Here is a 22108-nt window from a genome sequence, read left to right as displayed (position 1 = left end):
AGCCTCTAGCTGCTGAAAAAACGCACATTTTACCCTGTTGGCGTATGGATTTGCACACGGTGCCTCATGCCGACAGCAGGCTGAACGGCAGGAACGCCAACGGCTGCCCCTCGACCACGGTGGTCTGCGCCGGAATATGCGCCAGCCCCGCGGCCTGCAGGCTGTTGCTGAGCACGCCCGAGCTCTGGTTACCCTGGGGCACTAGGCGCCCCGCGTCCAGCCGTACCCGCAGGTATTCGTCACGCCCGATCGGCTGCGTACGGGTAAATCCGGCCGGCAGCGGCAGTGCCTGGACGGGCTGCGGCGTCAGCCCCTGCAGCCGACGCAGGGCCGGTAGCGCCAGCAGGTAGAAGGTCACCAGGCTGGAGGCCGGATTGCCGGGCAGACCGATGAACGGCGTGCCCTGCACCTGGCCCGCCGCGAAGGGCTTGCCAGGCTTGAGTCGAATGCGCCAGATCTGCAGCTCACCCAGCGCCTCGACCTGCTGGCGCACATGATCCTCCTCGCCCACCGACACGCCGCCGCTGGACAGAATCAGATCGGCGTCCGCCGCGGCCTCGCGCAGCGCCTGCGCCGTGGCCTCGGCCGTATCCGCCACCTGCCAGGTGCGGATTGAGGTGACGCCGCTCTGCTGCAGCAAGCCGGTCAGCAGAAAGCGGTTGGCATCGAAAATCTGCCCCGGCGCCAGCGGCTGGCCGGGCTGTACCAGCTCATCACCGGTGGACAGCAACGCCACGCGCAGCGGTCGATAGACGTCGACCCGGTCGATGCCCGCCGATGCCAATACGCCCATCGCCTGAGCCGACACCCGTTCACCGGCCGCCAGCAACGGCTGGCCGGCCTGCAGATCCTGCCCCCGGGGGCGGATGTTCTGCCCCGCCTGAACCGGCACAGGGATGTATACCCGTTCGCCGTCCTGGCGGGTGTCTTCCTGCATGACCACGGCATCGGCACCGGCCGGAATCGGGGCCCCGGTGAAGATACGTGCCGCCGTGCCCGGCTGCAGCGGCGCCGGTGCCGTTCCGGCCGGAATCCGCTGGGACACGGGCAGGTTATCAGTCCCGTCCAGGTCGGCCGTGTTCAGCGCATAGCCGTCCATAGCACTGTTGGCTTCCGGCGGGACGGCTACGCTCGCCTGCAGCGGCTTGGCCAACACCCGTCCCCAGGCATCCGCCAGCGCCAGGGTGTCCCTGGCCGTCGGTGCCGGCATCATCGCCAGCAGCTGCTCGCGCGCGTCATCCAAAGGCAGCAGCGGATTCATGTGCGTGCCTCCCGCGCCGCCTGCAGCAGGCCCACGAAGTTGCAGGGCTTGAAGCGGCTGTCCAGCTGCTCGGCCAGCAGTTCGTCCCAGCCGGTGGCACAGGCACCGGTAGAACCGGGCAGACAGGCGATCAGGGTGCAGTTGGCCAGTCCCGCCAGCGCCCGCGACTGAATGGTGGACGTGCCGATGTCACGGCGGGAGATCTGTCGAAACAGTTCGCCAAAACCATCAATCTGCTTGTCCAGCAGGGGCGCCACCGCTTCCGGCGTTGAGTCGCGCAGGGCAAAGCCGGTCCCGCCGGTGGTGATGACCACCTGTATGCCAGCATCGGCAATCCAGGCCGACAACCGGGCCCGGATCTGATAGATGTCATCAGCCACGATGGCCCGGTCCGCCAGGCGGTGTCCCGCCTGCTGCAAACGCTCGACCAGCAGATCACCGGAGCGATCGGTTTCGGGGGTGCGGGTATCGGAGATGGTCAGTACCGCCATCTCCAGCGGCTGCAGGCTGTTGTCACTCACCGGTGTTCCTCATCGATTGCGGGGCCTAGCCCCCGGTCATGTTCATGAAACGCAGAATCTGCGGTTCCTCATCCAGGTCGAAATGATGGCGCTCGGGCTTGAGTTGCATGGCGTCGATGATGGCCTGACGCAGCATATCCTCGTGACAGTCGGGTTGCCGCAGCAGCGCGCGCAAGTCAACCGCGTGCTCGTTTCCCAGACACAGCAGCAGACGTCCTTCGGCTGTTAACCGCACCCGATTACAGTCGCCACAGAAATTATGGCTGTGCGGCGAAATGAAGCCAACCCGAATATCGCTGTCGGGCATGCGATAGTAGCGCGAGGGACCACCGCTGCGCTCGGCACTGGGGGTCAGCTGATACCGCGAGGCCAACCGCGCTCTAAGGGTGTCGCTGGAACAAAAGGTTTCAGCACGGCCATGATCGCTGATCCGGCCCAGCGGCATCTCCTCGATAAAGCTGATATCCAGCCCGTGGCGGCGCGCAAACGCCACCAGTGCCGGCACTTCATCGTCATTGCGCCCGTTGAGCACCACGGTATTGAGCTTGATACGGTCGAAGCCAGCGGCCCGGGCCGCATCGATGCCCGCCAGCACCTGAGGCAGACGATCGGTGCGGGTCAGGCGGCGAAAGCGTTCGGCATCCAGGGTGTCCAGGCTGATGTTGAGGCGGTTGACGCCGGCCCTTTGCAGGGGCTTGGCAAAACGTGTCAACTGCGAGCCGTTGGTGGTGATCGACAATTCCACCGGCAGCGCGCCCAGGCGTTCCACCAGCCACATCAGATCACGCCGTACCAGGGGCTCACCGCCGGTCAGGCGGATCTTGCGCACCCCCAACGTGGTGAACACCTGCGCTAGACGCAGCAGCTCTTCCAGCGACAGTACCTGCTCGCGTGGCAGAAACTGCATGTCTTCGCCCATGCAGTAGACACAGCGGAAATCACAGCGGTCGGTAACCGACAGCCGCAGGTAGTGAATTTGGCGACCGTAAGGGTCAATCAGGTCGGTATTGGTCTGGCTCATGATGCAAAAGACCCCATTGGCCGGTTATAGTTCGTGCCCAGGGAACCTGCGCAGTTCGCGCCGGTCAGGCACTCATGTGCCAACACCCACATGCTGAAAGGATGGGACCGACCTTGAATACGTACATGATTCTCAAACATAGCCACCTGCTGATGGTGGGCCTCAGTATCGTACTGTTTCTGCTGCGGGCCTTCATGCTCTACACCTGGCCGCGGGCGCTGAATACACGCTGGCTGAAAATCGTTCCGCATGTGATCGATACGCTGCTGCTGCTCAGTGCGATTGGTCTTATGCTGGTCATCGAACAGTATCCGCTGACACACCCTTGGCTGACAGCTAAGGTCGTCGGCCTGCTGGCCTACATCGGCTTTGGTACGATCGCCCTGAAACGGGGTCGCAACCTGAAGACCCGTAGCCTGGCACTGCTGGCGGCCCTGCTGAGCCTGGGGTATATCCTGGCGGTTGCCACGACCCGTTCGGCCAGTCTGGGGCTGTTCTAATCCGGGATAGGGGCGGCGGGCCTAGTGCTCGCCGTAAATTTCGCGCACGACCCGCTGCAGTTCGCTGCGCCAGGGGCGCTGACGAATACCGAAGGTAGCCAGCAGCTTGCGACATTTGAGCACCGAGGACGCCGGCCGCTGCGCCAGTGCGTTGAGATTGGCCGCTGCAACCGGCTTGAGCTGCTGCACCTTCAGCTCTTCATATTGCCGCGCCGCTGCCAGCAGGGCTTCACAGAAACCATACCGGGTGGTGATTTCAGCCCCACAGTAGTGATACGTCCCCCACACATTGATGCCACAGGTAAGCTGACGCAGGATGGCCAGTATCACGCGCGCCACATCATCAGCCGAGGTCGGGCAGCCGCGACGGTCATCCGCCGCCTCAATCACGGCTTCATGCCGCGCCCGCTCCAGCATGCGCAGCAGATAATTGTCACCGCGCGCACTGAAGATCCAACTGACCCGCAGGATCAGATGCTGCGTCAGCGCCCGGCGTATGGCTTCCTCCCCTTCCCACTTGCTGCGCCCGAACACACCCAGCGGCGAGGCCTCGTCGTCCTCACTGTAGCCGCTGGCATAGTGACCATCGAAGACATAGTCGGATGACAGTTGCAACAAAGGTATACTCAGGGCGGCACAGGCCTGCGCCAGTTGTCCGACGCCATCCCGATTCACCGCCATGGATCGGTCGGGTTGCCGCTCCGCCGCATCCACCCGATTGAATCCGGCACAGTTGACGACATAATCCGGCAGATGACGGCTCAATTGATCCTGGATGGCCGAGGCATCGGTAATATCCAGCTGACGACGGTTGAGCGGCACGGGCTCGATCCCCGGCGCCTGCTCCAGCAGTTCGGTCAGCGCATGACCCACCTGCCCTGCGGCTCCCAGGATGACAACTTTGGCTGAGGTGGTATAGACACTCGCTGACATACTCGGATGTATCGACCTGTACGACTGAATGAGAAGAATTGTGCTGTTGCGTGATGCTTCGAGCATACCCCAAAGCGAACAGCTACACACCCGTCAGCGGGGAAAAAATGCCACCTCTGAACGACGAAAGCCCCGCACGAGGGCGGGGCTTTCCAAGGCGCAGAAGCGATCGGGCAACTCAGAACGGAATATCGTCGTCGAAGTCGTCAAAGCCCGGCGCCGGCTGCTGGGGCGGCTGCTGGGGCTGTGACGGTGCCGACGGCTGCGGCGCGGGCTGGCGACGCGGCGCCTGCTGCGGCTGGCCATAGCCCATGGGGTCATTGTTCTGCTGGGGATAACCGCCGCCCTGCTGATAGCCGCCGCCTTCACCACCACGGCTGTCTAGCATCTGCATTTCATTGGCGACGATCTCGGTCGTGTAGCGGTCCTGACCGTCCTGCCCCTGCCACTTGCGGGTACGCAGTGAGCCTTCGATATAAACCTTGGAACCCTTGCGCAGGTACTCGCCGGCGATCTCCGCCAGACGGTTAAAGAATACGATCCGATGCCACTCGGTACGTTCCTGCATCTGGCCGGTTTGCTTGTCCTTCCAGCTTTCACTGGTGGCCAGGTTAACGTTGGTCACGGCGTTGCCGCTCGGCATGTAACGCACTTCCGGGTCGGTGCCCAGGTTACCGATAAGAATTACCTTGTTGATACCACGCGCCATCTTTGTCTCCAGTTGATCCGGTTGTTGCCAGCCGCAGCTCCTTGCCGCAACGATACGGTGCTGAGGATAGCATAAGCACAGCGGTTTTGGCTGTCCCGGCAAACCTCTATAATGCTTCTTTTTGCCAGTTACAGCGGAGCAGTAATGGACAAAATTCTGGTCAGGGGTGCTCGTACCCACAACCTGAAAAATGTTGACCTTGATATTCCGCGCGACCAGCTGATCGTGATCACCGGCCTGTCCGGATCCGGCAAATCCTCGCTGGCGTTTGATACGCTCTATGCCGAAGGGCAGCGGCGTTACGTGGAATCCCTATCAACCTACGCTCGCCAGTTCCTGTCGATGATGGAAAAGCCCGATGTAGACCATATCGAAGGCCTTTCCCCCGCCATCTCCATCGAACAGAAGTCCACCTCACACAACCCCCGCTCCACGGTGGGGACCATCACCGAGATCTACGACTACCTACGCCTGCTGTTTGCCCGTGCCGGCGAACCGCGCTGCCCCGAGCATGACCTGCCACTGGCCGCACAGACCGTCAGCCAAATGGTCGACCAGGTACTGGCCCTGCCGGAGGGCAGCAAGGTGATGCTGCTGGCGCCCATGGTACAGGGCCGCAAGGGCGAGCACCTGCACCTGCTGGGCCAGTTGCGCAGCCAAGGTTTTGTTCGCGCCCGCATTGATGGCCTGGTGGTGGACCTGGATGATGCACCGGCCCTGGACAAGAACCGCAAGCATGACATCGAAGTGGTGATCGACCGCATCAAGGTACGCGATGACCTGCAGACGCGCCTGGCCGAGTCCTTCGAAACCGCCCTGGAACTGGCCGACGGCATCGCCAAGGTCGCGCCCATGGAAGAGGGACTTGAGGAGATGGTGTTCTCCGCCCGCTTTGCCTGCCCAAGCTGTGGCCACAGCATCCAGGAACTGGAGCCGCGCCTGTTCTCGTTCAACAACCCCCATGGCGCCTGCCCGTCCTGCGACGGTCTGGGCGTACGACAGTACTTCGATCCGCGCAAGCTGGTCCAGGATCCGAGCCTGACCCTGGCCCAGGGCGCCATTCGCGGCTGGGACAAGCGCAGCCTGTACTACTTCCAGCAGCTGCAGGCCGTTGCCGAACATTACGGCTTCAACCTGGACACCCCCTTTGAGGCGCTGACAGAGTCCCAGCGCGAGCGGGTGCTGCACGGCAGCGGCCGTGAGGATGTCGCCTTCTATTACCGCAATGATCGCGGCGAACGGGTCAAGAAACTGCATCCGTTCGAGGGGGTGATCAACAACCTGGAACGCCGCTATCGTGAAACCGAGTCCGAAAGCGTGCGCGAGGACCTGGCCAAGTTTCTCAACATGCAGCCCTGCCCGTCATGCCACGGCAGTCGTCTGCGCCGTGACGCCCGCCATGTCTATATCGATGAGCACACGCTGCCGGAGATTGTGCGCCTGCCCATCGGTCAGGCGCAGCAGTATTTCCAGAACCTGCACCTGAGTGGCAAGCAGGGCGAAATTGCCGAAAAGATCCTTAAGGAGATCCGTGACCGCCTGACCTTCCTGGTCAACGTAGGACTGGACTACCTGTCGCTGGAGCGCAGTGCCGAAACCCTCTCCGGTGGCGAGGCCCAGCGTATTCGCCTTGCCAGCCAGATCGGCGCCGGGTTGGTCGGGGTGATGTATGTGCTGGACGAGCCGTCCATCGGCCTGCATCAGCGCGACAACGAACGCCTGCTGGAAACCCTGAAACACCTGCGCGACCTGGGCAATACGGTGATCGTGGTCGAACACGATGAGGATGCCATTCGCATGGCCGACTACCTGATTGATATCGGTCCCGGCGCCGGTGTGCACGGCGGCCGTGTCATCGCTGCCGGTAAACCGGAACAGATCATGTCCACGCCGGAATCGGTCACCGGCCAGTATCTCAGCGGCGCACGCTGCATCGCCGTGCCGACCAAGCGCACGCCGCCCGACCCCGAGCGCATGCTCCGCCTGCGCGGCGCACGCGGCAACAACCTCAAGGGCGTCGATCTGGCAATACCGGTGGGACTGCTGACCTGCATTACCGGCGTATCCGGTTCCGGCAAGTCGACCCTGATCAACAATACCCTGTACCCGGTTGCAGCGACCGAGCTGAACCACGCGACAACACTGGATGCTGCGCCGTATGACGGCATTGAGGGACTGGACCTGTTCGACAAGGTAATCGATATCGATCAGAGTCCAATCGGACGCACGCCCCGCTCCAACCCGGCCACCTACACCGGCATCTTCACCCCGATTCGGGAGCTTTTTGCCGGCACCCAGGAGGCTCGCTCGCGCGGCTACAAGCCGGGGCGCTTCAGCTTCAACGTCAAGGGCGGTCGTTGCGAGGCCTGCCAGGGCGATGGCGTCATCAAGGTGGAGATGCACTTCCTGCCCGATGTCTACGTCCCCTGTGACATCTGCAAGGGCAACCGCTACAACCGCGAAACCCTGGAAGTGAAATACAAGGGCAAGAGCATCGATGAAGTGCTGGACATGACGGTGGAGGATGCGCGCGAGTTCTTCGATGTCATCCCGGCACTGGCACGGCGCCTGCAAACCCTGATCGATGTGGGCCTGAGCTATATCCGCCTGGGGCAGGCCGCAACCACGCTGTCGGGGGGCGAAGCACAGCGCGTCAAGCTGGCCCGCGAACTGAGTAAGCGTGACACCGGCAAGACCCTCTATATCCTGGACGAGCCCACCACCGGCCTACACTTTTACGACATCCAGCAGCTGCTCAACGTGCTCGATCGCCTGCGCGACCACGGCAACAGCATCGTTGTTATCGAACACAACCTAGACGTCATCAAAACGGCCGACTGGGTTATCGATCTGGGACCCGAAGGCGGCAGCGGCGGGGGTGATATCATTGCGACCGGCACCCCAGAGCAGGTGGCGGCCAACCCGGCATCCCATACCGGGCGTTTCCTCAAGTCCCTGTTGAACCTTTAAACAATGTCCGGGCCTGGAAGCAGGCCCGGCTCTCGCCGCGTACAAACGACGGGCACAAAAAAACCCGGACCTTGCGGACCGGGTTTTTCGAGTACTGTACCGTAGCGATCAATCTTCTGCAGATTCGTCCGCTACAGTCTGACCTACCGGACGGTCTACCAGCTCAACGTAAGCCATCGGTGCCTTGTCGCCTGCGCGGTAGCCGCATTTCAGAATGCGGATATAACCACCCGGACGCGCCGCATAACGCGGGCCCAGCTCGTTGAACAGTTTACCAACAGCTTCGTTGCTGCGGGTACGGGAGAACGCCAGACGACGGTTGGCAACCGAGTCAGTCTTGGCCAGTGTAATCAGCGGCTCAGCAAAGCGGCGCAGTTCTTTCGCTTTAGGCAGTGTAGTCTTGATCAGTTCGTGCTCGAACAGAGACACTGCCATGTTCTTGAACATCGCTTTGCGGTGAGCACTTGTACGATTCAAGTGTCGACCAGATTTACGATGACGCATTTTCTAAATCCTTTGTAACTAGGGTTACGAAGTCAGACTCAAGAGGCAACCTTGTCATCGCCTTTCAGGCTGGCCGGGGGCCAGTTCTCAAGACGCATGCCAAGTGACAGACCTTTGGATGCCAGCACATCCTTAATCTCGGTCAGTGACTTCTTGCCCAAGTTAGGAGTCTTCAGCAGTTCCACTTCGGTGCGCTGGATAAGATCACCGATGTAGTAGATCTGCTCTGCTTTCAGACAGTTCGCGGAACGTACAGTCAGCTCCAGGTCATCGACCGGACGCAGAAGAACAGGATCAATCTCCGGTTCATTCGGCTCTGCACGGGTCTGTTCGCCGGCATCTTCAAGATCGACAAATACGACCAGCTGCTGCTGCAGGATGGTTGCCGCCCGACGGATGCACTCTTCCGGATCGATCGTGCCATTGGACTCGATGTCGATTACCAGTTTGTCCAAGTCGGTGCGCTGCTCTACACGTGCGCTTTCAACAGCGTAGGATACGCGCAGAACAGGGCTGTAGCTGGCATCCAGCTGCAAGCGTCCAATGGCACGAGTTTCGTCTTCATCGCTTACACGTGCATCAGCGGGCACATAACCACGGCCACGTGTTACACGCAGCTGCATGTTCAGCGCGGAGCCGGGGTTAAGGTGCGCGATCACATGCTCCGGGTTGGCAACCTCAACGTCCTGGTTCAGCTGAATATCACCAGCGGTCACCGGACCTGCCTCTGACTTGGAGAGAGTCAGGAGCGCTTCGTCACCGTTGTGCAGAGCGATGGCAACACCCTTGAGGTTCAGCAGGATCTCGATGACATCCTCCTGAACACCTTCGATGCTGCTGTACTCGTGCAGTACACCTTCAATCTCAACTTCCGAGATGGCACACCCCGGCATGGAAGAGAGCAGGATACGGCGCAGCGCATTGCCCAGAGTATGGCCGAACCCCCGCTCAAGCGGCTCGAGAGTCACTTTCGCACGGGTTTTGCTAATCTCCTGCACGTCGATGTGACGTGGGTATAGAAACTCGTTTACTGAACGCTGCATAGTTCCACCAGTCAAGAGTTCAAAATTACTTCGAGTAGAGCTCGACGATCAGGTGCTCGTTGATGTCGGCTGACAGATCACTGCGTTCCGGCTGGGCCTTAAAGGTCCCTTCCATTTTTGCAGCGTCGACTTCAACCCACTCAACCGGAGCACGCTGAGCGGCCAGTTCCAGTGCGTGTTTGATGCGCAGCTGGTTTTTGGCCTTCTCGCGAACTGCCACTACGTCGCCAGCCTGTACCTGGTAGGAAGGAATGTTCACAACCTGACCGTTGACAGTAATCTGACGATGGGAAACAACCTGACGTGCTTCGGCACGGGTAGAACCATAACCCATGCGGTATACAACGTTGTCCAGGCGGCCTTCGAGAAGCTGCAACAGGTTTTCACCGGTTGAGCCCTTGCGACGGGCAGCTTCTTTGTAGTAACCACGGAACTGACGTTCCAGCACACCGTAGATACGACGTACTTTCTGTTTTTCACGCAGCTGCAGACCGTATTCAGACAGGCGGCCGCGACGGGCACCGTGAACACCGGGTACTGCTTCTGCTTTGCACTTACTGTCAAGCGCGCGGACACCACTCTTCAGGAAGAGATCAGTGCCTTCACGACGGGACAGCTTGCACTTAGGTCCAAGATAACGAGCCATATTACCGTCTCCAGATTAAACGCGACGCTTCTTCGGCGGACGACAACCGTTGTGCGGAATCGGTGTCACGTCCGTGATGTTTGTGATCTTGTAGCCACAGCCGTTCAGTGCACGGACTGCAGACTCACGACCCGGCCCCGGGCCCTTCACAAACACGTCGAGGTTTTTCAGACCGTATTCCAGAGCTGCCTGACCGGCACGCTCAGCTGCAACCTGTGCAGCAAACGGTGTGCTCTTACGAGAACCACGGAAGCCTGAACCACCGGAAGTTGCCCAGCTCAGAGCGTTACCCTGGCGATCGGTAATGGTGATGATAGTGTTGTTAAAAGAAGCATGGATGTGCGCGAGGCCATCCGCTACCTGCTTTTTAACCTTTTTACGAGTGCGATTACCTGGCTTAGCCATATTCGGAAATTCCTATCGCTTACTTACGGATCGGCTTGCGCGGGCCTTTACGGGTGCGCGCATTCGTCTTGCTGCGCTGACCACGCACCGGCAGGTTGCGACGGTGACGCAGGCCGCGGTAGCAACCGAGGTCCATAAGACGCTTGATGTTCATGTTGACTTCACGACGCAAGTCGCCTTCAACGGTCAACTTGGCAATTTCACCACGAACATTATCGAGCTGCTCTTCGGACAGTTCTGCAACCTTGGTGCTCGGCGCGATGCCGGTAGCTTCACAGATCTGTTGTGCAGTCGTGCGGCCAATCCCGAAAATGTAAGTCAGAGAAATTACCGCATGCTTATTGTCAGGAATATTGACGCCAGCTATACGGGCCATTCAATGTACTCCATATTAAGTGTTCTGGGAGAGATGCTCACCAGAACCAGTCATTCTTTAGTTCGTGGAAGGCGCGCAATACTACACCCTGATCAAAAATAAATCAAGGATACGCACCTCCACTCCCGGCCAGCTGTGGATTAACCCTGGCGCTGCTTGTGACGGGGTTCCACTTTGCAGATCACGCGCACGGAACCGTTGCGGCGTACGATCTTGCAGTTACGGCAAATCTTTTTAACAGATGCGCGTACTTTCATGATCCACCTCGTTAGGCTTAGCGCAGCAAACCTGCGCCGCCTTTAAGATTCGATTTTTTCATCAGGGACTCGTACTGGTGTGACATCAGGTGAGACTGCACCTGTGCCATAAAGTCCATCACCACAACCACCACGATCAGCAGTGAAGTACCGCCGAAGTAGAATGGCACGTTCCACGCCACCACCAGGAACTGGGGCATCAGTGAAACGGCTGTGATGTAGAGCGCACCAAACAGCGTCAGGCGGCTCAGCACGGAGTCAATGTACCGTGCAGACTGGTCACCCGGACGGATCCCCGGAATAAAGGCACCTGATTTCTTCAGGTTATCTGCCACGTCACGCGGATTGAAAACAATCGCCGTGTAGAAGTAGCAGAAAAATACAATCGCAATTGCGAACAGCAAAATGTACAGCGGCTGACCCGGCCCCAGGGCCAGAGCAACGTCCTGCAACCATTCCATGCCTTCGGACTGACCGAACCACTGCCCCATTGAAGCTGGAAACAGCAGGATACTGGACGCGAAGATCGGCGGAATAACACCGGCCATATTGACCTTCAGCGGCAGGTGGCTGGACTGGGCCGCATAGACACGACGCCCCTGCTGACGCTTGGCGTAGTTGATGGTAATGCGGCGCTGACCGCGTTCCATGAACACCACAAAGCCAACAGTAGCAACCGCCATGACAGCGATGGCCAGCAACGCCAGGATATTGAGATCACCCTGACGTGCTGCTTCAAAGGACTGGCCGATCGCACTGGGCAAACCCGCCACGATACCGGCAAAGATCAGAATGGAGATGCCGTTGCCGATGCCGTGCTCGGTGATCTGCTCACCCAGCCACATCAGGAAAACAGCACCTGCAACCAGGGTCACCACAGCCACGAAATAGAAGCTGAAGTCTGCCATGAAGGCAACGCCTTGGTTAGCCAGGCCGACCGCCATGCCAAACGCCTGCAGGGTCGCAAGAACGACCGTGCCGTAACGTGTGTATTGGCTGATTTTACGCCGACCGGCCTCACCCTCTTTCTTCAACTGCTCCAGCTGGGGGCTCACGACGGTCATCAACTGCATAATGATAGAGGCAGAGATGTAGGGCATGATACCCAGTGCCAGGATCGACATACGCTCCAGAGCACCACCCGAAAACATGTTGAACAGACTGAGGATGGTTCCCTGGTTCTGATCAAACAGCGCAGCAAGGCGATCAGGGTTGATACCGGGGACGGGGATATGCGCCCCGATACGGTATACGATGATCGCAATCAGAACGAATCTGAGTCGAGCCCAAAGCTCTTTCAAACCGCTCTGCATGCCTGCCGGTATTTGTCCTTGTTTAGCCATTTACGCCTCGACTTTGCCGCCAGCAGCCTCGATCGCAGCCTGTGCACCTTTGGTCACTTTCAGACCTTTAACGGTGACTGCCTTGTTGATCTCACCAGACAGAATCACACGTGCAGACTTGATCTCTTCACGGATGATATCGGCCTGTTTCAGCGCAGCCAGGTCGACAACGTCAACACCGGCAGCGGCCAGTTCGTTCAAACGAACTTCTGCCACGTAACGCGCCTGACGGGACGTGAAACCGAATTTCGGCAGACGACGCTGAATCGGCATCTGACCGCCTTCAAAACCCGGATTGACGCTGCCGCCAGAGCGGGATTTCTGACCCTTGTGGCCACGGCCACAAGTTTTACCCAGACCGGAGCCGATACCACGACCGACACGCTTGGGAGCGTGCTTGGAACCAGCGCCCGGGCGCAGAGTATTCAAACGCATTGGGTGACTCCTCTTACTCGCCTTCTACACGAACCATGTAGTTGACTTTGTTGATCATGCCACGCACAGCCGGGGTATCTTCCAGCTCAACGGTGTGACCGATACGACGCAGACCCAGACCTTTGACAGTCTGAATGTGCTTCGGCAGACGACCGATAGTGCTGCGCACCAGGGTAACCTTGAGTGTGTTCGCCATGGTTTAACCCTCCAGAATGTCTTCTACGGACTTGCCACGCTTGGCTGCAATGTCTTCCGGAGCAGACATCTGCTTCAGACCATTAACAGTTGCGCGTACCACGTTCACCGGGTTGGTAGAGCCGTAGCACTTGGCCAGTACGTTATGCACACCTGCCAGTTCCAGTACCGCACGCATCGCGCCACCGGCGATAACACCAGTACCTTCGGAAGCGGGCTGCATGTATACACGGGAAGCACCGTGACGGGCTTTAACCGGGTACTGCAGAGTGTGACCGTTCAGCTGCACGCTAACCATGTTGCGACGAGCCTGCTCCATCGCTTTCTGGATAGCAACAGGTACTTCGCGCGCTTTACCGCGACCGAAGCCAACGCGACCGTTACCGTCACCAACGACAGTCAGCGCTGTGAAACCGAAGATACGACCGCCTTTTACCACTTTAGCGACGCGGTTTACCTGAACCAGCTTCTCTTGCAGTTCACCGTCTTTCTGTTCGTGATTTGCCATAATAGAAACCTTTAGAATTCCAGGCCGCCTTCGCGAGCAGCATCAGCAAGAGCTGCAACACGACCGTGGTATTTAAAACCGGAGCGGTCAAACGCTACCTTGGATACGCCGGCTTCTTTAGCACGGCTGGCGATCAGAGCACCCACTTTCTTGGCTGCTTCGATGTTACCGGTAGCACCTTCACGCAGATCCTTTTCTACTGTAGAGGCAGAAGCCAGAACCTGGCTGCCGTCAGCAGAGATAACCTGCGCGTAAATGTGACGAGGAGAGCGGTTCACGCAAAGGCGAACAGCGCCCTGCTCGCGCATCTGCATGCGCGAACGACGCGCACGGCGAATACGAGCTTGTTTTTTAACGTTCATGACCCTGCCTTACTTCTTCTTAGCCTCTTTACGGCGTACATATTCATCAACATAACGAACACCCTTGCCCTTGTAAGGCTCCGGCGGACGGAATGCGCGAATTTCTGCAGCCACCTGACCAACGCGCTGCTTGTCAGCACCGCTCACGACGACTGTCGTGTTGTTGGGGGTTTCGGCAGTAACACCTTCGGGCAGTTCGTAATCGATCGGGTGAGAGAAGCCCAGCGTCAGGTTCAGGACATTGCCCTTAGCCTGTGCGCGGTAACCAACACCCAGCAGTGTCAGGGTCTTGGTAAAACCTTCGCTAACACCAACCACCATATTGTTGACCAGTGCGCGCGTAGTACCTGTCAGCGCCATGGACTGCTTGGCGCCATCACGCGGAGCAAATACCAGCTGACCTTCAGCCTGCTCAACTGTCACCGCCGGGTGCATGTCCAGCTCGAGCTGTCCCTTGGCACCTTTGACAGCCAGAGACTGGCCTGCCAGCTTGACTTCAACACCTGCCGGTACAACTACGGGTTTCTTCGCAATTCGTGACATTGGAATACCTCTTAGAAGACCGTGCAGATAACTTCACCACCGATGCCTGCCTTGCGAGCAGCACGATCAGTCATGACGCCTTTGCTGGTAGAGATGATTGCGATACCCAGGCCGTCTGCCACCTTCGGCAGTTCTGCTGCGTTCTTGTAGATACGCAGAGACGGGCGGCTAACGCGCTTGATCTCTTCGATAACCGGCTTGCCTTCGAAATACTTCAGTTCGACAGACAGTACAGGTTTTACATCACCTTCAACAGCGAAGTCGGCGATGTAGCCTTCATCCTTCAGCACAGTTGCGATAGCAACCTTCTGCTTGGAAGACGGCATGGCAACATGGGCTTTTTCAGCCATGTGTCCATTGCGGATACGGGTAAACATATCCGCGAGGGTGTCTTGCATACTCATGCGATTAACGTCCTCTTAAGTGCAGCGCGGTGCGGTAGCAAATCAATCTGCCCTGACCACCGTGCTTACCGTTTGCAAGCTTACCAACTTGCCTTCTTCAGGCCCGGAACATCTCCGCGCATTGCAGCTTGACGCAGCTGGTTACGGCACAGACCGAACTTGCGGTAAACCGCGTGCGGACGACCAGTAACCTGGCAACGGCGCTGCTTGCGCACCGGACTAGCATCACGCGGCAGCTTCTGCAGCGCGATCTGTGCATCCCAAACATCGTCTTCAGAGCTGTTCGGGCTTGCGATAATTGCTTTGAGTTCAGCGCGCTTTGTAGCGTACTTGGACGCCAGCTTTTCACGCTTGAGCTCACGCTGGATCATTGAAACCTTGGCCATTTGAAACCCCTGCCTTATTTCTTGAACGGGAACTGCAGAGCGGACAGCAGTGCACGACCTTCGTCGTTGTTCTTCGCGGTGGTGGTGATGGTGATATCCAGACCACGCAGTTTATCGACCTTGTCATAGTCGATTTCCGGGAAGATGATCTGCTCTTTCACGCCCATGCTGTAGTTGCCACGACCATCGAAAGATTTCGGGTTCAGGCCACGGAAGTCACGGATACGCGGAATGGAAATATCTACCAGGCGATCCAGGAACTCCCACATCTGCTGACCGCGCAGAGTGACTTTACAACCAATCGGCCAACCTTCACGCACCTTGAAGCCCGCGATGGACTTGCGCGCCAGGGTAACGACCGGCTTCTGACCAGCAATAGCAGTCATGTCGGCAACAGCGTTTTCCAGCTGCTTCTTGTCACCCAGTGCTTCACCCACACCCATGTTCAGGGTTACTTTGGTCACACGGGGAACAGCCATAACATTCGGGCAGTTCAGCTCGTCTTTCAGCTTCTGCTTGATCTCGTTTGCGTAAAGCGCTTTCAATCTTGACATTGCACCAACCTCTCTTACTTATCACCGCCGACGACTTCGTCGGTGGACTTGAAGAAACGTACCTTGGTGCCGTCTTCAAGCAGCTTGAAGCCTACACGATCACCTTTACCGGTCTTCGGGTTGAAGATCGCAACATTGGAAGTCGCGATAGCCGCTTCCTTCTCAACGATGCCACCTTGCTGACCCAGCATCGGGTTCGGCTTCTGGTGTTTTTTGATCATGTTGATGCCAGAAACGATCAGGCGATCGTTCTGCAGCACGCGCATAACCTTACCGCGCTTGCCCTTGTCTTTTCCTGCGATAACGATGACTTCATCGTCGCGACGAATCTTACGCATTATTTTACCTTGCCGTTTCCTGCTACCCTCTCATGCTCAAAAACGCCAAACCCTATCGGGAGTGGCGTTTTTATCACAAGACCTGTCTCATCAAGAGCGGTCTTAGAGCACTTCAGGCGCCAGGGAAATGATCTTCATGAACTTCTCGTTACGAAGCTCACGCGTTACTGGCCCGAAGATACGAGTACCGATCGGAGCATCGTTGGCGTTCAACAGAACCGCAGAATTGGTATCAAAGCGGATCAGTGAACCGTCCGGACGACGGACACCCTTACGAGTACGTACTACGACAGCCTTAAGTACCTGGCCTTTCTTAACCTTGCCACGCGGAATTGCTTCCTTGACGGTCACCTTGATGACGTCGCCAACAGAGGCGTAGCGGCGGTGAGAACCACCCAGGACCTTAATACACTGCACACGCTTGGCGCCGCTGTTGTCAGCAACATCAAGCATCGTTTCAGTCTGAATCATGGTCTACTCCACAAACTGTATATACCGTCACCGCAACCACTGATGTCAGCTGCGGTGAACTGGCGTAATGGAGCAAAGGCGCACTAGTTTACACCTTTGCTGCACGCTCTTCAATGCGAACAAGCGACCAGGTCTTGGTCTTTGACAGCGGACGGGATTCGGCGATAGTCACCAGATCACCCATCTGACACTCATTCTTCTCATCGTGAGCATGCAGTTTGGTGGAGCGCTTCACAAACTTACCGTAGATCGGGTGTTTTTCCTTACGCTCAACCAGAACTGTGATGGTTTTATCCATCTTGTCACTGACGACCTTACCGGTCACAGTCCGAGTACGTTTTTCCGCGCTCATTTAGTCACCTGCTTTTCGTTCAGAAGAGTCTTAACGCGAGCGATGTCGCGACGAACCTGACCGAGCAGGTGAGTCTGTGCCAGCTGGCCAGTCGCTTTCTGCATACGCAGGTTGAACTGGTCCTTCAGAAGGCCCAGCAGAGCCTGCTGAAGCTCTTCTACGGACTTGTCACGCAGTTCAGTAGCTTTCATTACATCACCGTCCGCTTAACAAAAGTTGTAGAAACCGGCAGCTTGGCAGCAGCCAGCGCAAAAGCTTCCGCAGCCAGCTCTTCGGGCACACCGCTCATTTCGAACAGAACCTTACCCGGCTGGATCTGGGCTACCCAGTACTCCACGCTACCCTTACCTTTACCCATACGTACTTCCAGCGGCTTGGTAGTGATCGGCTTGTCCGGGAAAACACGGATCCAGATCTTACCACCACGCTTGACGTGACGGGTCATGGTACGACGGGCCGCTTCGATCTGGCGAGCAGTGATGCGGCCGCGACCGGTCGCTTTCAGTGCAAACTCACCAAAGCTGACCTTGCTGCCGCGCTGTGCCAGGCCACGGTTGCGACCTTTCATTACCTTGCGGTATTTCAGTCGTTTCGGTTGCAGCATTGACGTCTACCTCACTTACCTTTCTTCTTGGGCGCGTTCTTCTCGGCACGTACCTGTTCGATACCACCGAGGATCTCGCCCTTGAAGATCCAGACTTTAACGCCAATCACACCGTAAGTGGTGTGGGCTTCGTAGGTAGCGTAATCGATGTCCGCACGCAGAGTGTGCAGCGGTACACGACCTTCACGATACCATTCAGTACGCGCAATCTCGGCACCGCCAAGACGACCGCTAACCTGAATTTTGATGCCTTTGGCGCCCTGACGCATAGCATTCTGAACCGCGCGCTTCATGGCACGACGGAACATCACACGACGCTCCAGCTGGCTGGCAACGCTCTGCGCAACCAGTTTGCCGTCCAGATCCGGCTTGCGTACTTCTTCGATGTTGATGTGAACAGGCACACCCATCATCTGAGAAACAGCGTTACGCAGCTTTTCGACGTCTTCGCCTTTCTTGCCGATCACGATACCCGGACGCGCCGTGTAAATAGTGATCTTGGCATTCTGTGCCGGACGCTCGATCTCGATGCGGCTAACAGATGCATTTTTCAGCTGCTCATCCAGGTACTTGCGCACCTGAAGGTCATTCAGCAGCTTTGCAGAGTATTCAGCCTTGTCGGCGTACCATACAGAGGTATGGTCCTTGACAATTCCAAGCCGAATACCGGTCGGATTGACTTTCTGACCCATATTGAACTCTCCTAGCAATCAGCTCTTAGTCGGCCACCTTGACGGTGATATGTGACGTGCGCTTCAGGATGCGGTCAGCGCGGCCTTTGGCACGCGGCATGATGCGCTTCATGGTCATCCCTTCATCAACGAAGACCGCTGATACGCGCAGGTCGTCAATATCGGCACCTTCGTTGTGCTCCGCATTCGCGATAGCAGACTCCAGAACCTTCTTGACCAGGTGCGCACCTTTCTTCGTGCTGAACGCCAGGATATTCAGAGCTTCGCCCACAGATTTACCACGGATCTGATCAGCGACCAGTCGGGCCTTCTGGGCGGAGATGCGGGCGCCTGTGTGCTTGGCGATAACTTCCATCATCTACCCCCTTACTTCTTCTTGGCCTTCTTGTCGGCTGCATGACCGCGGTATGTACGTGTCGCAGCGAACTCGCCCAGTTTGTGGCCGACCATGTCTTCGGTAATGAAAACCGGGACATGCTGACGACCGTTATGTACTGCAATAGTGAGACCGACAAACTGCGGGAACACAGTTGAACGGCGTGACCAGGTCTTGATCGGACGACGTTCGTTAGCCTCGATTGCAGCTTCTACCTTCTTCAACAGGTGAAGGTCAATGAACGGACCTTTCTTCAGTGAACGTGGCACAGCTGATTCCTCTTATTTAGCCTGACGACGGCGTACGATCAGTTTATCAGTACGCTTGTTCTTGCGAGTCTTGTGGCCCTTGGTCGGTACGCCCCACGGAGTAACCGGATGACGACCACCAGAGCTACGACCCTCACCACCACCGTGCGGGTGATCAACCGGGTTCATCGCCGCACCGCGAACGGTCGGACGAACACCACGCCAGCGCTTGGCACCAGCTTTACCCAGCTGACGCAGGCTGTGCTCGGAGTTGCTCACTTCACCCAGAGTAGCGCGGCACTCGGTCAGTACCTTGCGGGTTTCGCCAGAACGCAGACGCAGAGTCGCGTATGCACCTTCACGTGCTACCAGCTGTGCAGAGGTTCCTGCTGAACGCGCGATCTGAGCGCCTTTACCCGGCTTCAGCTCAACGCAGTGAACAGTACTACCCAGCGGAATGTTGCGCAGCGGCAGAGTGTTACCGATTTTGATGTCAGCATCGTCACCAGAGATGACGCGCGCACCCGCCTGCAGACCTTTCGGCGCAATGATGTAGCGACGCTCACCGTCGGCATACTTCACCAGCGCGATGTTGGCAGAACGGTTCGGATCGTATTCCAGGCGCTCGATGATGCCTGCAATGCCGTCCTTGTTACGACGGAAGTCAATAATACGGTAATGGCTCTTGTGACCACCGCCGATGTGACGCGTCGTGATGCGACCGTTGTTGTTACGACCACCGGTCTTGCTTTTCTTCTCGACCAGCGCAGCAAACGGCTTGCCCTTGTGCAGACCTTCGCTGACCACCTTAACGACATGACGACGTCCAGCAGAGGTCGGCTTTGCTTTAATAACTGCCATGGTTCAACCCCTCGTTATTCGCCTGCCAGGAAATCGATTTCAGAGCCTTCGGCCAGACGAACGTACGCTTTGCGAACATCGCTGCGCTTACCCATGCCACGCATGGTGCGCTTGGTTTTACCCTTGATGTTCAGAACGTTAACGCCTGCAACCTTGACATTGAACAGCTCTTCAACAGCTGCCTTGATTTCCGGCTTGGTTGCGTCTTTAGCCACACGGAAAACAACCTGCTCGCTGCCTTCAGCTACGATGGTGGCCTTTTCAGAGATGTGCGGTCCGAGCAGCACTTTGTAAATGCGTTCCGGGTTCATGCCAGCACCTCCTCAATTTTCTTCAGAGCAGGCACTGTCACCAGGACCTTCTCGAAACCAACCAGGCTAACCGGGTCGATACCTGCCGCATCACGCACGTCAACGTGCGGAACGTTACGGGCAGCCAGATACAGATTCTGCTCGACGTTTTCGGTGATCAGCAGGGCATTGTCCAGCTTGAGTTCTTCAAGCTTGCCAACAAACTGCTTGGTCTTCGGTGTTTCCAGCTGGAAGTCTTCAACAACAACCAGACGCTCCTGACGAACCAGCTCAGACAGAATGCAGCGCATCGCAGCACGGTACATCTTCTTGTTTACTTTCTGAGCAAAGCTGCGCGGCTGAGCAGCGAAGGTAACACCACCGGCACGCCACAGCGGCGAACGGCTGGTACCTGCACGTGCACGACCAGTACCCTTCTGACGGAAAGGCTTGGCGCCACCGCCGGAAACAGCGGAACGATTTTTCTGCGCTTTGGTGCCCTGACGGCCAGCTGCCATGTAAGCAGTAACCACCTGGTGAACCAGCGCTTCATTGAACTCTTTACCAAATGCCAGATCGGATACTTCGACCGATCCAGTGGCTCCAGTCAGATTCAGATTCATGCCAATCCTCCTCAGGCGCGTGCTTTAACAGCAGGTTTAACGATGACATCGCCGCCAGTGGCGCCCGGGATTGCTCCCTTGACGATCAGCAGGTTGCGCTCTGCATCAACGCGCACGACTTCGAGAGTCTGCACGGTGCAACGCTCGGCACCCATGTGACCGGCCATCTTTTTGCCTTTGAAGACACGACCCGGGGTCTGGCACTGACCAATGGAACCCGGAGCACGGTGAGAAATGGAGTTACCGTGAGTCGCGTCCTGAGTACTGAAGTTCCAGCGCTTAACGCCGCCCTGGAAGCCCTTACCCTTAGATTGACCGGTAACGTCAACTTTCTGACCTGCTTCGAAGCGCTCAACAGTCAGCGCGTCGCCGACGTTGATTTCCTCGCCACCATTCAGACGGAACTCCCACAAACCGCGACCGGCTTCGACGCCCGCTTTGGCAAAGTGACCTGCTTCCGGCTTGCTCAGGCGATTAGCCTTCTTGCTGCCAGTAGTCACCTGTACCGCTGCATAACCATCAGCTTCGACAGTCTTGACGCTGGTTACACGGTTCGGTTCCATTTCGATGACGGTGACTGGCACGGACACGCCATCTTCAGTGAAGATGCGGGTCATACCCGCTTTACGTCCGATAAGTCCTACAGACATGTTTTTACCTCTTGCCAGTTGTGTACGGGGCTGTCACCCACTATGGCTGCCCTTTTCAGGTGCATTCCACAAATAGCGCTTCATTAATTGAATAATTCTGCGCAGTGCGTATTAGCCGAGGCTGATCTGCACTTCAACACCCGCTGCGAGATCCAGCTTCATCAGTGCGTCGACAGTTTTTTCTGTCGGCTCAACGATGTCCAGGACACGCTTGTGCGTACGAATTTCATACTGGTCACGCGCGTCCTTGTTGACGTGCGGGGACACCAGTACGGTGTAACGCTCTTTGCGGGTAGGAAGTGGGATCGGACCACGCACCTGAGCACCTGTCCGCTTGGCAGTCTCAACGATCTCCTGAGCGGATGAGTCGATCAGGCGATGATCAAAAGCCTTCAGACGAATTCTGATTTTTTGGTTCTGCATTCTGATCACGCATTTCCTGTAAGTTTTTTTACGGCAATAGCCGACCACCCCTCGGATGAAGGGGACGCAAATTTTACTCAGAGAGCCGGTTAGCGTCAACCAAAAGTTTAAATTTTAACCAACTCCTGCTGCCACCCGTCAGCCAGACACAAAAAAGCCCTCCGAGGAGGGCTTTTTTCAACTCAAGTCAGCGAGAAAATCACTCGATGATCTTGGATACCACGCCGGCACCGACGGTACGACCACCTTCACGGATGGCGAAGCGCAGACCTTCTTCCATCGCGATCGGGTTGATCAGGGTAAC

General features: G+C 57.5%; 36 protein-coding genes. 2 read left to right on the top strand and 34 right to left on the bottom strand.

The annotated features are described in order from the left end of the window. Positions 1 to 64: 64 nt before the first annotated feature. The 3 genes from KTN04_RS10975 to moaA are packed head-to-tail and all read right to left on the bottom strand — an operon-like array spanning position 65 to position 2803. The gene (locus KTN04_RS10975; RefSeq protein WP_217335274.1) at positions 65 to 1261 is read right to left on the bottom strand and encodes a molybdopterin molybdotransferase MoeA; all 1197 of its coding nucleotides are present in this window, start codon (positions 1259 to 1261) and stop codon (positions 65 to 67) included. Continuing rightward, positions 1258 to 1752, bottom strand: coding sequence for a molybdenum cofactor biosynthesis protein B (moaB, locus tag KTN04_RS10970; RefSeq protein ID WP_217335338.1), 495 nt, complete (start codon positions 1750 to 1752; stop codon positions 1258 to 1260). Before moaB ends, KTN04_RS10975 begins: the two co-directional genes overlap by 4 nt. 55 nt (positions 1753 to 1807) lie before the next feature. After that, a complete protein-coding gene (gene moaA, locus KTN04_RS10965; RefSeq protein ID WP_217335273.1) occupies positions 1808 to 2803 on the bottom strand; it encodes a GTP 3',8-cyclase MoaA in 996 nt (331 codons plus the stop codon). Positions 2804 to 2928: 125 nt separating this feature from the next. Between moaA and KTN04_RS10960 the strand changes: the two genes are divergently transcribed. After that, positions 2929 to 3303, top strand: coding sequence for a SirB2 family protein (locus KTN04_RS10960; RefSeq protein WP_254262508.1), 375 nt, complete (start codon positions 2929 to 2931; stop codon positions 3301 to 3303). Between the two features lie 21 nt (positions 3304 to 3324). On the opposite strand, the gene rfbD is transcribed toward KTN04_RS10960, so the two are convergent. Together rfbD and ssb are read right to left on the bottom strand one after the other, a co-directional pair. Next, on the bottom strand, positions 3325 to 4236 hold the full coding sequence (rfbD, locus tag KTN04_RS10955) for a dTDP-4-dehydrorhamnose reductase (RefSeq protein ID WP_217335271.1): 912 nt from the start codon (positions 4234 to 4236) through the stop codon (positions 3325 to 3327). A gap of 178 nt (positions 4237 to 4414) precedes the next feature. Next, complete coding sequence (gene ssb / locus KTN04_RS10950; protein WP_217335270.1) at positions 4415 to 4945, bottom strand: single-stranded DNA-binding protein; 531 nt, start codon at positions 4943 to 4945, stop codon at positions 4415 to 4417. Between the two features lie 144 nt (positions 4946 to 5089). On the opposite strand from ssb, the gene uvrA reads away from it, so the two are divergent. Continuing rightward, on the top strand, positions 5090 to 7915 hold the full coding sequence (uvrA, locus tag KTN04_RS10945) for an excinuclease ABC subunit UvrA (RefSeq protein WP_217335269.1): 2826 nt from the start codon (positions 5090 to 5092) through the stop codon (positions 7913 to 7915). Positions 7916 to 8023: 108 nt separating this feature from the next. Here uvrA and rplQ read toward each other — a convergent pair whose 3' ends face one another. The 29 genes from rplQ to KTN04_RS10800 all read right to left on the bottom strand — a co-directional run. Continuing rightward, positions 8024 to 8419 (bottom strand): 50S ribosomal protein L17, encoded by a 396-nt coding sequence (gene rplQ, locus KTN04_RS10940; RefSeq protein WP_217335268.1) that lies wholly within the window; start codon positions 8417 to 8419, stop codon positions 8024 to 8026. 38 nt (positions 8420 to 8457) lie between these two features. Then, on the bottom strand, positions 8458 to 9462 hold the full coding sequence (locus KTN04_RS10935; RefSeq protein WP_217335267.1) for a DNA-directed RNA polymerase subunit alpha: 1005 nt from the start codon (positions 9460 to 9462) through the stop codon (positions 8458 to 8460). Positions 9463 to 9487: 25 nt separating this feature from the next. Next, positions 9488 to 10108, bottom strand: coding sequence for a 30S ribosomal protein S4 (gene rpsD / locus KTN04_RS10930; RefSeq protein ID WP_217335266.1), 621 nt, complete (start codon positions 10106 to 10108; stop codon positions 9488 to 9490). Between the two features lie 15 nt (positions 10109 to 10123). Further along, positions 10124 to 10513, bottom strand: coding sequence for a 30S ribosomal protein S11 (rpsK, locus tag KTN04_RS10925; protein ID WP_010324082.1), 390 nt, complete (start codon positions 10511 to 10513; stop codon positions 10124 to 10126). A 19-nt stretch (positions 10514 to 10532) separates the two neighbouring features. Beyond that, positions 10533 to 10889: a 30S ribosomal protein S13 gene (gene rpsM / locus KTN04_RS10920; protein WP_217335265.1), complete on the bottom strand. Its 357-nt coding sequence runs from the start codon at positions 10887 to 10889 to the stop codon at positions 10533 to 10535. 140 nt (positions 10890 to 11029) lie between these two features. After that, complete coding sequence (gene rpmJ, locus KTN04_RS10915; protein WP_007021200.1) at positions 11030 to 11146, bottom strand: 50S ribosomal protein L36; 117 nt, start codon at positions 11144 to 11146, stop codon at positions 11030 to 11032. 17 nt (positions 11147 to 11163) lie between these two features. Further along, complete coding sequence (gene secY, locus KTN04_RS10910) at positions 11164 to 12489, bottom strand: preprotein translocase subunit SecY (protein ID WP_217335264.1); 1326 nt, start codon at positions 12487 to 12489, stop codon at positions 11164 to 11166. Next, positions 12490 to 12924 carry a 50S ribosomal protein L15 gene (rplO, locus tag KTN04_RS10905; protein ID WP_217335263.1) on the bottom strand — a complete coding sequence of 145 codons (435 nt, stop codon included), beginning with the start codon at positions 12922 to 12924 and terminating at the stop codon, positions 12490 to 12492. It lies immediately after the preceding gene. Between the two features lie 13 nt (positions 12925 to 12937). Continuing rightward, a complete protein-coding gene (gene rpmD, locus KTN04_RS10900; protein ID WP_217335262.1) occupies positions 12938 to 13120 on the bottom strand; it encodes a 50S ribosomal protein L30 in 183 nt (60 codons plus the stop codon). Positions 13121 to 13123: 3 nt separating this feature from the next. After that, a complete protein-coding gene (gene rpsE, locus KTN04_RS10895; protein WP_217335261.1) occupies positions 13124 to 13627 on the bottom strand; it encodes a 30S ribosomal protein S5 in 504 nt (167 codons plus the stop codon). Positions 13628 to 13638: 11 nt separating this feature from the next. Beyond that, entirely contained in the window at positions 13639 to 13989 is a 351-nt protein-coding gene (gene rplR, locus KTN04_RS10890; RefSeq protein WP_217335260.1) for a 50S ribosomal protein L18, read from the bottom strand. Positions 13990 to 13998: 9 nt separating this feature from the next. Further along, positions 13999 to 14532, bottom strand: coding sequence for a 50S ribosomal protein L6 (rplF, locus tag KTN04_RS10885; protein WP_217335259.1), 534 nt, complete (start codon positions 14530 to 14532; stop codon positions 13999 to 14001). 11 nt (positions 14533 to 14543) lie between these two features. Further along, the gene (gene rpsH / locus KTN04_RS10880) at positions 14544 to 14936 is read right to left on the bottom strand and encodes a 30S ribosomal protein S8 (RefSeq protein ID WP_217335258.1); all 393 of its coding nucleotides are present in this window, start codon (positions 14934 to 14936) and stop codon (positions 14544 to 14546) included. Between the two features lie 80 nt (positions 14937 to 15016). After that, positions 15017 to 15322, bottom strand: a complete 306-nt coding sequence (gene rpsN, locus KTN04_RS10875) for a 30S ribosomal protein S14 (RefSeq protein ID WP_217335257.1) — start codon at positions 15320 to 15322, stop codon at positions 15017 to 15019. 14 nt (positions 15323 to 15336) lie between these two features. Then, the gene (rplE, locus tag KTN04_RS10870) at positions 15337 to 15876 is read right to left on the bottom strand and encodes a 50S ribosomal protein L5 (RefSeq protein WP_217335256.1); all 540 of its coding nucleotides are present in this window, start codon (positions 15874 to 15876) and stop codon (positions 15337 to 15339) included. Between the two features lie 14 nt (positions 15877 to 15890). Continuing rightward, positions 15891 to 16214, bottom strand: a complete 324-nt coding sequence (gene rplX / locus KTN04_RS10865) for a 50S ribosomal protein L24 (protein WP_217335255.1) — start codon at positions 16212 to 16214, stop codon at positions 15891 to 15893. Between the two features lie 102 nt (positions 16215 to 16316). Further along, the gene (rplN, locus tag KTN04_RS10860) at positions 16317 to 16685 is read right to left on the bottom strand and encodes a 50S ribosomal protein L14 (RefSeq protein ID WP_010324094.1); all 369 of its coding nucleotides are present in this window, start codon (positions 16683 to 16685) and stop codon (positions 16317 to 16319) included. A gap of 88 nt (positions 16686 to 16773) precedes the next feature. Continuing rightward, positions 16774 to 17037, bottom strand: a complete 264-nt coding sequence (gene rpsQ / locus KTN04_RS10855; RefSeq protein ID WP_106591412.1) for a 30S ribosomal protein S17 — start codon at positions 17035 to 17037, stop codon at positions 16774 to 16776. Then, positions 17034 to 17228 (bottom strand): 50S ribosomal protein L29, encoded by a 195-nt coding sequence (gene rpmC / locus KTN04_RS10850; RefSeq protein WP_217335254.1) that lies wholly within the window; start codon positions 17226 to 17228, stop codon positions 17034 to 17036. Before rpmC ends, rpsQ begins: the two co-directional genes overlap by 4 nt. Beyond that, entirely contained in the window at positions 17228 to 17641 is a 414-nt protein-coding gene (gene rplP, locus KTN04_RS10845; protein ID WP_091826405.1) for a 50S ribosomal protein L16, read from the bottom strand. The genes rpmC and rplP overlap by 1 nt, the downstream gene beginning before the upstream one ends. An 11-nt stretch (positions 17642 to 17652) precedes the next feature. Next, entirely contained in the window at positions 17653 to 18333 is a 681-nt protein-coding gene (gene rpsC, locus KTN04_RS10840; protein ID WP_217335253.1) for a 30S ribosomal protein S3, read from the bottom strand. Between the two features lie 25 nt (positions 18334 to 18358). Then, on the bottom strand, positions 18359 to 18691 hold the full coding sequence (rplV, locus tag KTN04_RS10835; protein WP_456085651.1) for a 50S ribosomal protein L22: 333 nt from the start codon (positions 18689 to 18691) through the stop codon (positions 18359 to 18361). Between the two features lie 8 nt (positions 18692 to 18699). Further along, positions 18700 to 18978 carry a 30S ribosomal protein S19 gene (gene rpsS, locus KTN04_RS10830; protein ID WP_010324100.1) on the bottom strand — a complete coding sequence of 93 codons (279 nt, stop codon included), beginning with the start codon at positions 18976 to 18978 and terminating at the stop codon, positions 18700 to 18702. 12 nt (positions 18979 to 18990) lie between these two features. Beyond that, on the bottom strand, positions 18991 to 19818 hold the full coding sequence (gene rplB, locus KTN04_RS10825; RefSeq protein WP_217335252.1) for a 50S ribosomal protein L2: 828 nt from the start codon (positions 19816 to 19818) through the stop codon (positions 18991 to 18993). A gap of 14 nt (positions 19819 to 19832) precedes the next feature. Next, positions 19833 to 20129 carry a 50S ribosomal protein L23 gene (gene rplW / locus KTN04_RS10820; RefSeq protein ID WP_217335251.1) on the bottom strand — a complete coding sequence of 99 codons (297 nt, stop codon included), beginning with the start codon at positions 20127 to 20129 and terminating at the stop codon, positions 19833 to 19835. Beyond that, entirely contained in the window at positions 20126 to 20731 is a 606-nt protein-coding gene (rplD, locus tag KTN04_RS10815) for a 50S ribosomal protein L4 (protein WP_217335250.1), read from the bottom strand. The genes rplW and rplD overlap by 4 nt, the downstream gene beginning before the upstream one ends. An 11-nt stretch (positions 20732 to 20742) precedes the next feature. Continuing rightward, a complete protein-coding gene (gene rplC, locus KTN04_RS10810) occupies positions 20743 to 21381 on the bottom strand; it encodes a 50S ribosomal protein L3 (RefSeq protein ID WP_217335249.1) in 639 nt (212 codons plus the stop codon). A gap of 111 nt (positions 21382 to 21492) precedes the next feature. After that, complete coding sequence (rpsJ, locus tag KTN04_RS10805; RefSeq protein WP_181736727.1) at positions 21493 to 21804, bottom strand: 30S ribosomal protein S10; 312 nt, start codon at positions 21802 to 21804, stop codon at positions 21493 to 21495. 199 nt (positions 21805 to 22003) lie between these two features. Beyond that, positions 22004 to 22108, bottom strand: a 105-nt coding sequence (locus tag KTN04_RS10800) for an EF-Tu C-terminal domain-related protein (protein WP_456085652.1), incomplete at its 5' end; no start/stop codon positions are given.

The sequence above is a fragment of the Marinobacterium weihaiense genome, from assembly GCF_019061305.1.
Taxonomy (GTDB): Bacteria; Pseudomonadota; Gammaproteobacteria; order Pseudomonadales; family Balneatricaceae; genus Marinobacterium; species Marinobacterium weihaiense.
The sequence above is the reverse complement of the archived record's forward strand: the minus strand, read 5'-3'. Positions and strand labels throughout refer to the sequence as shown.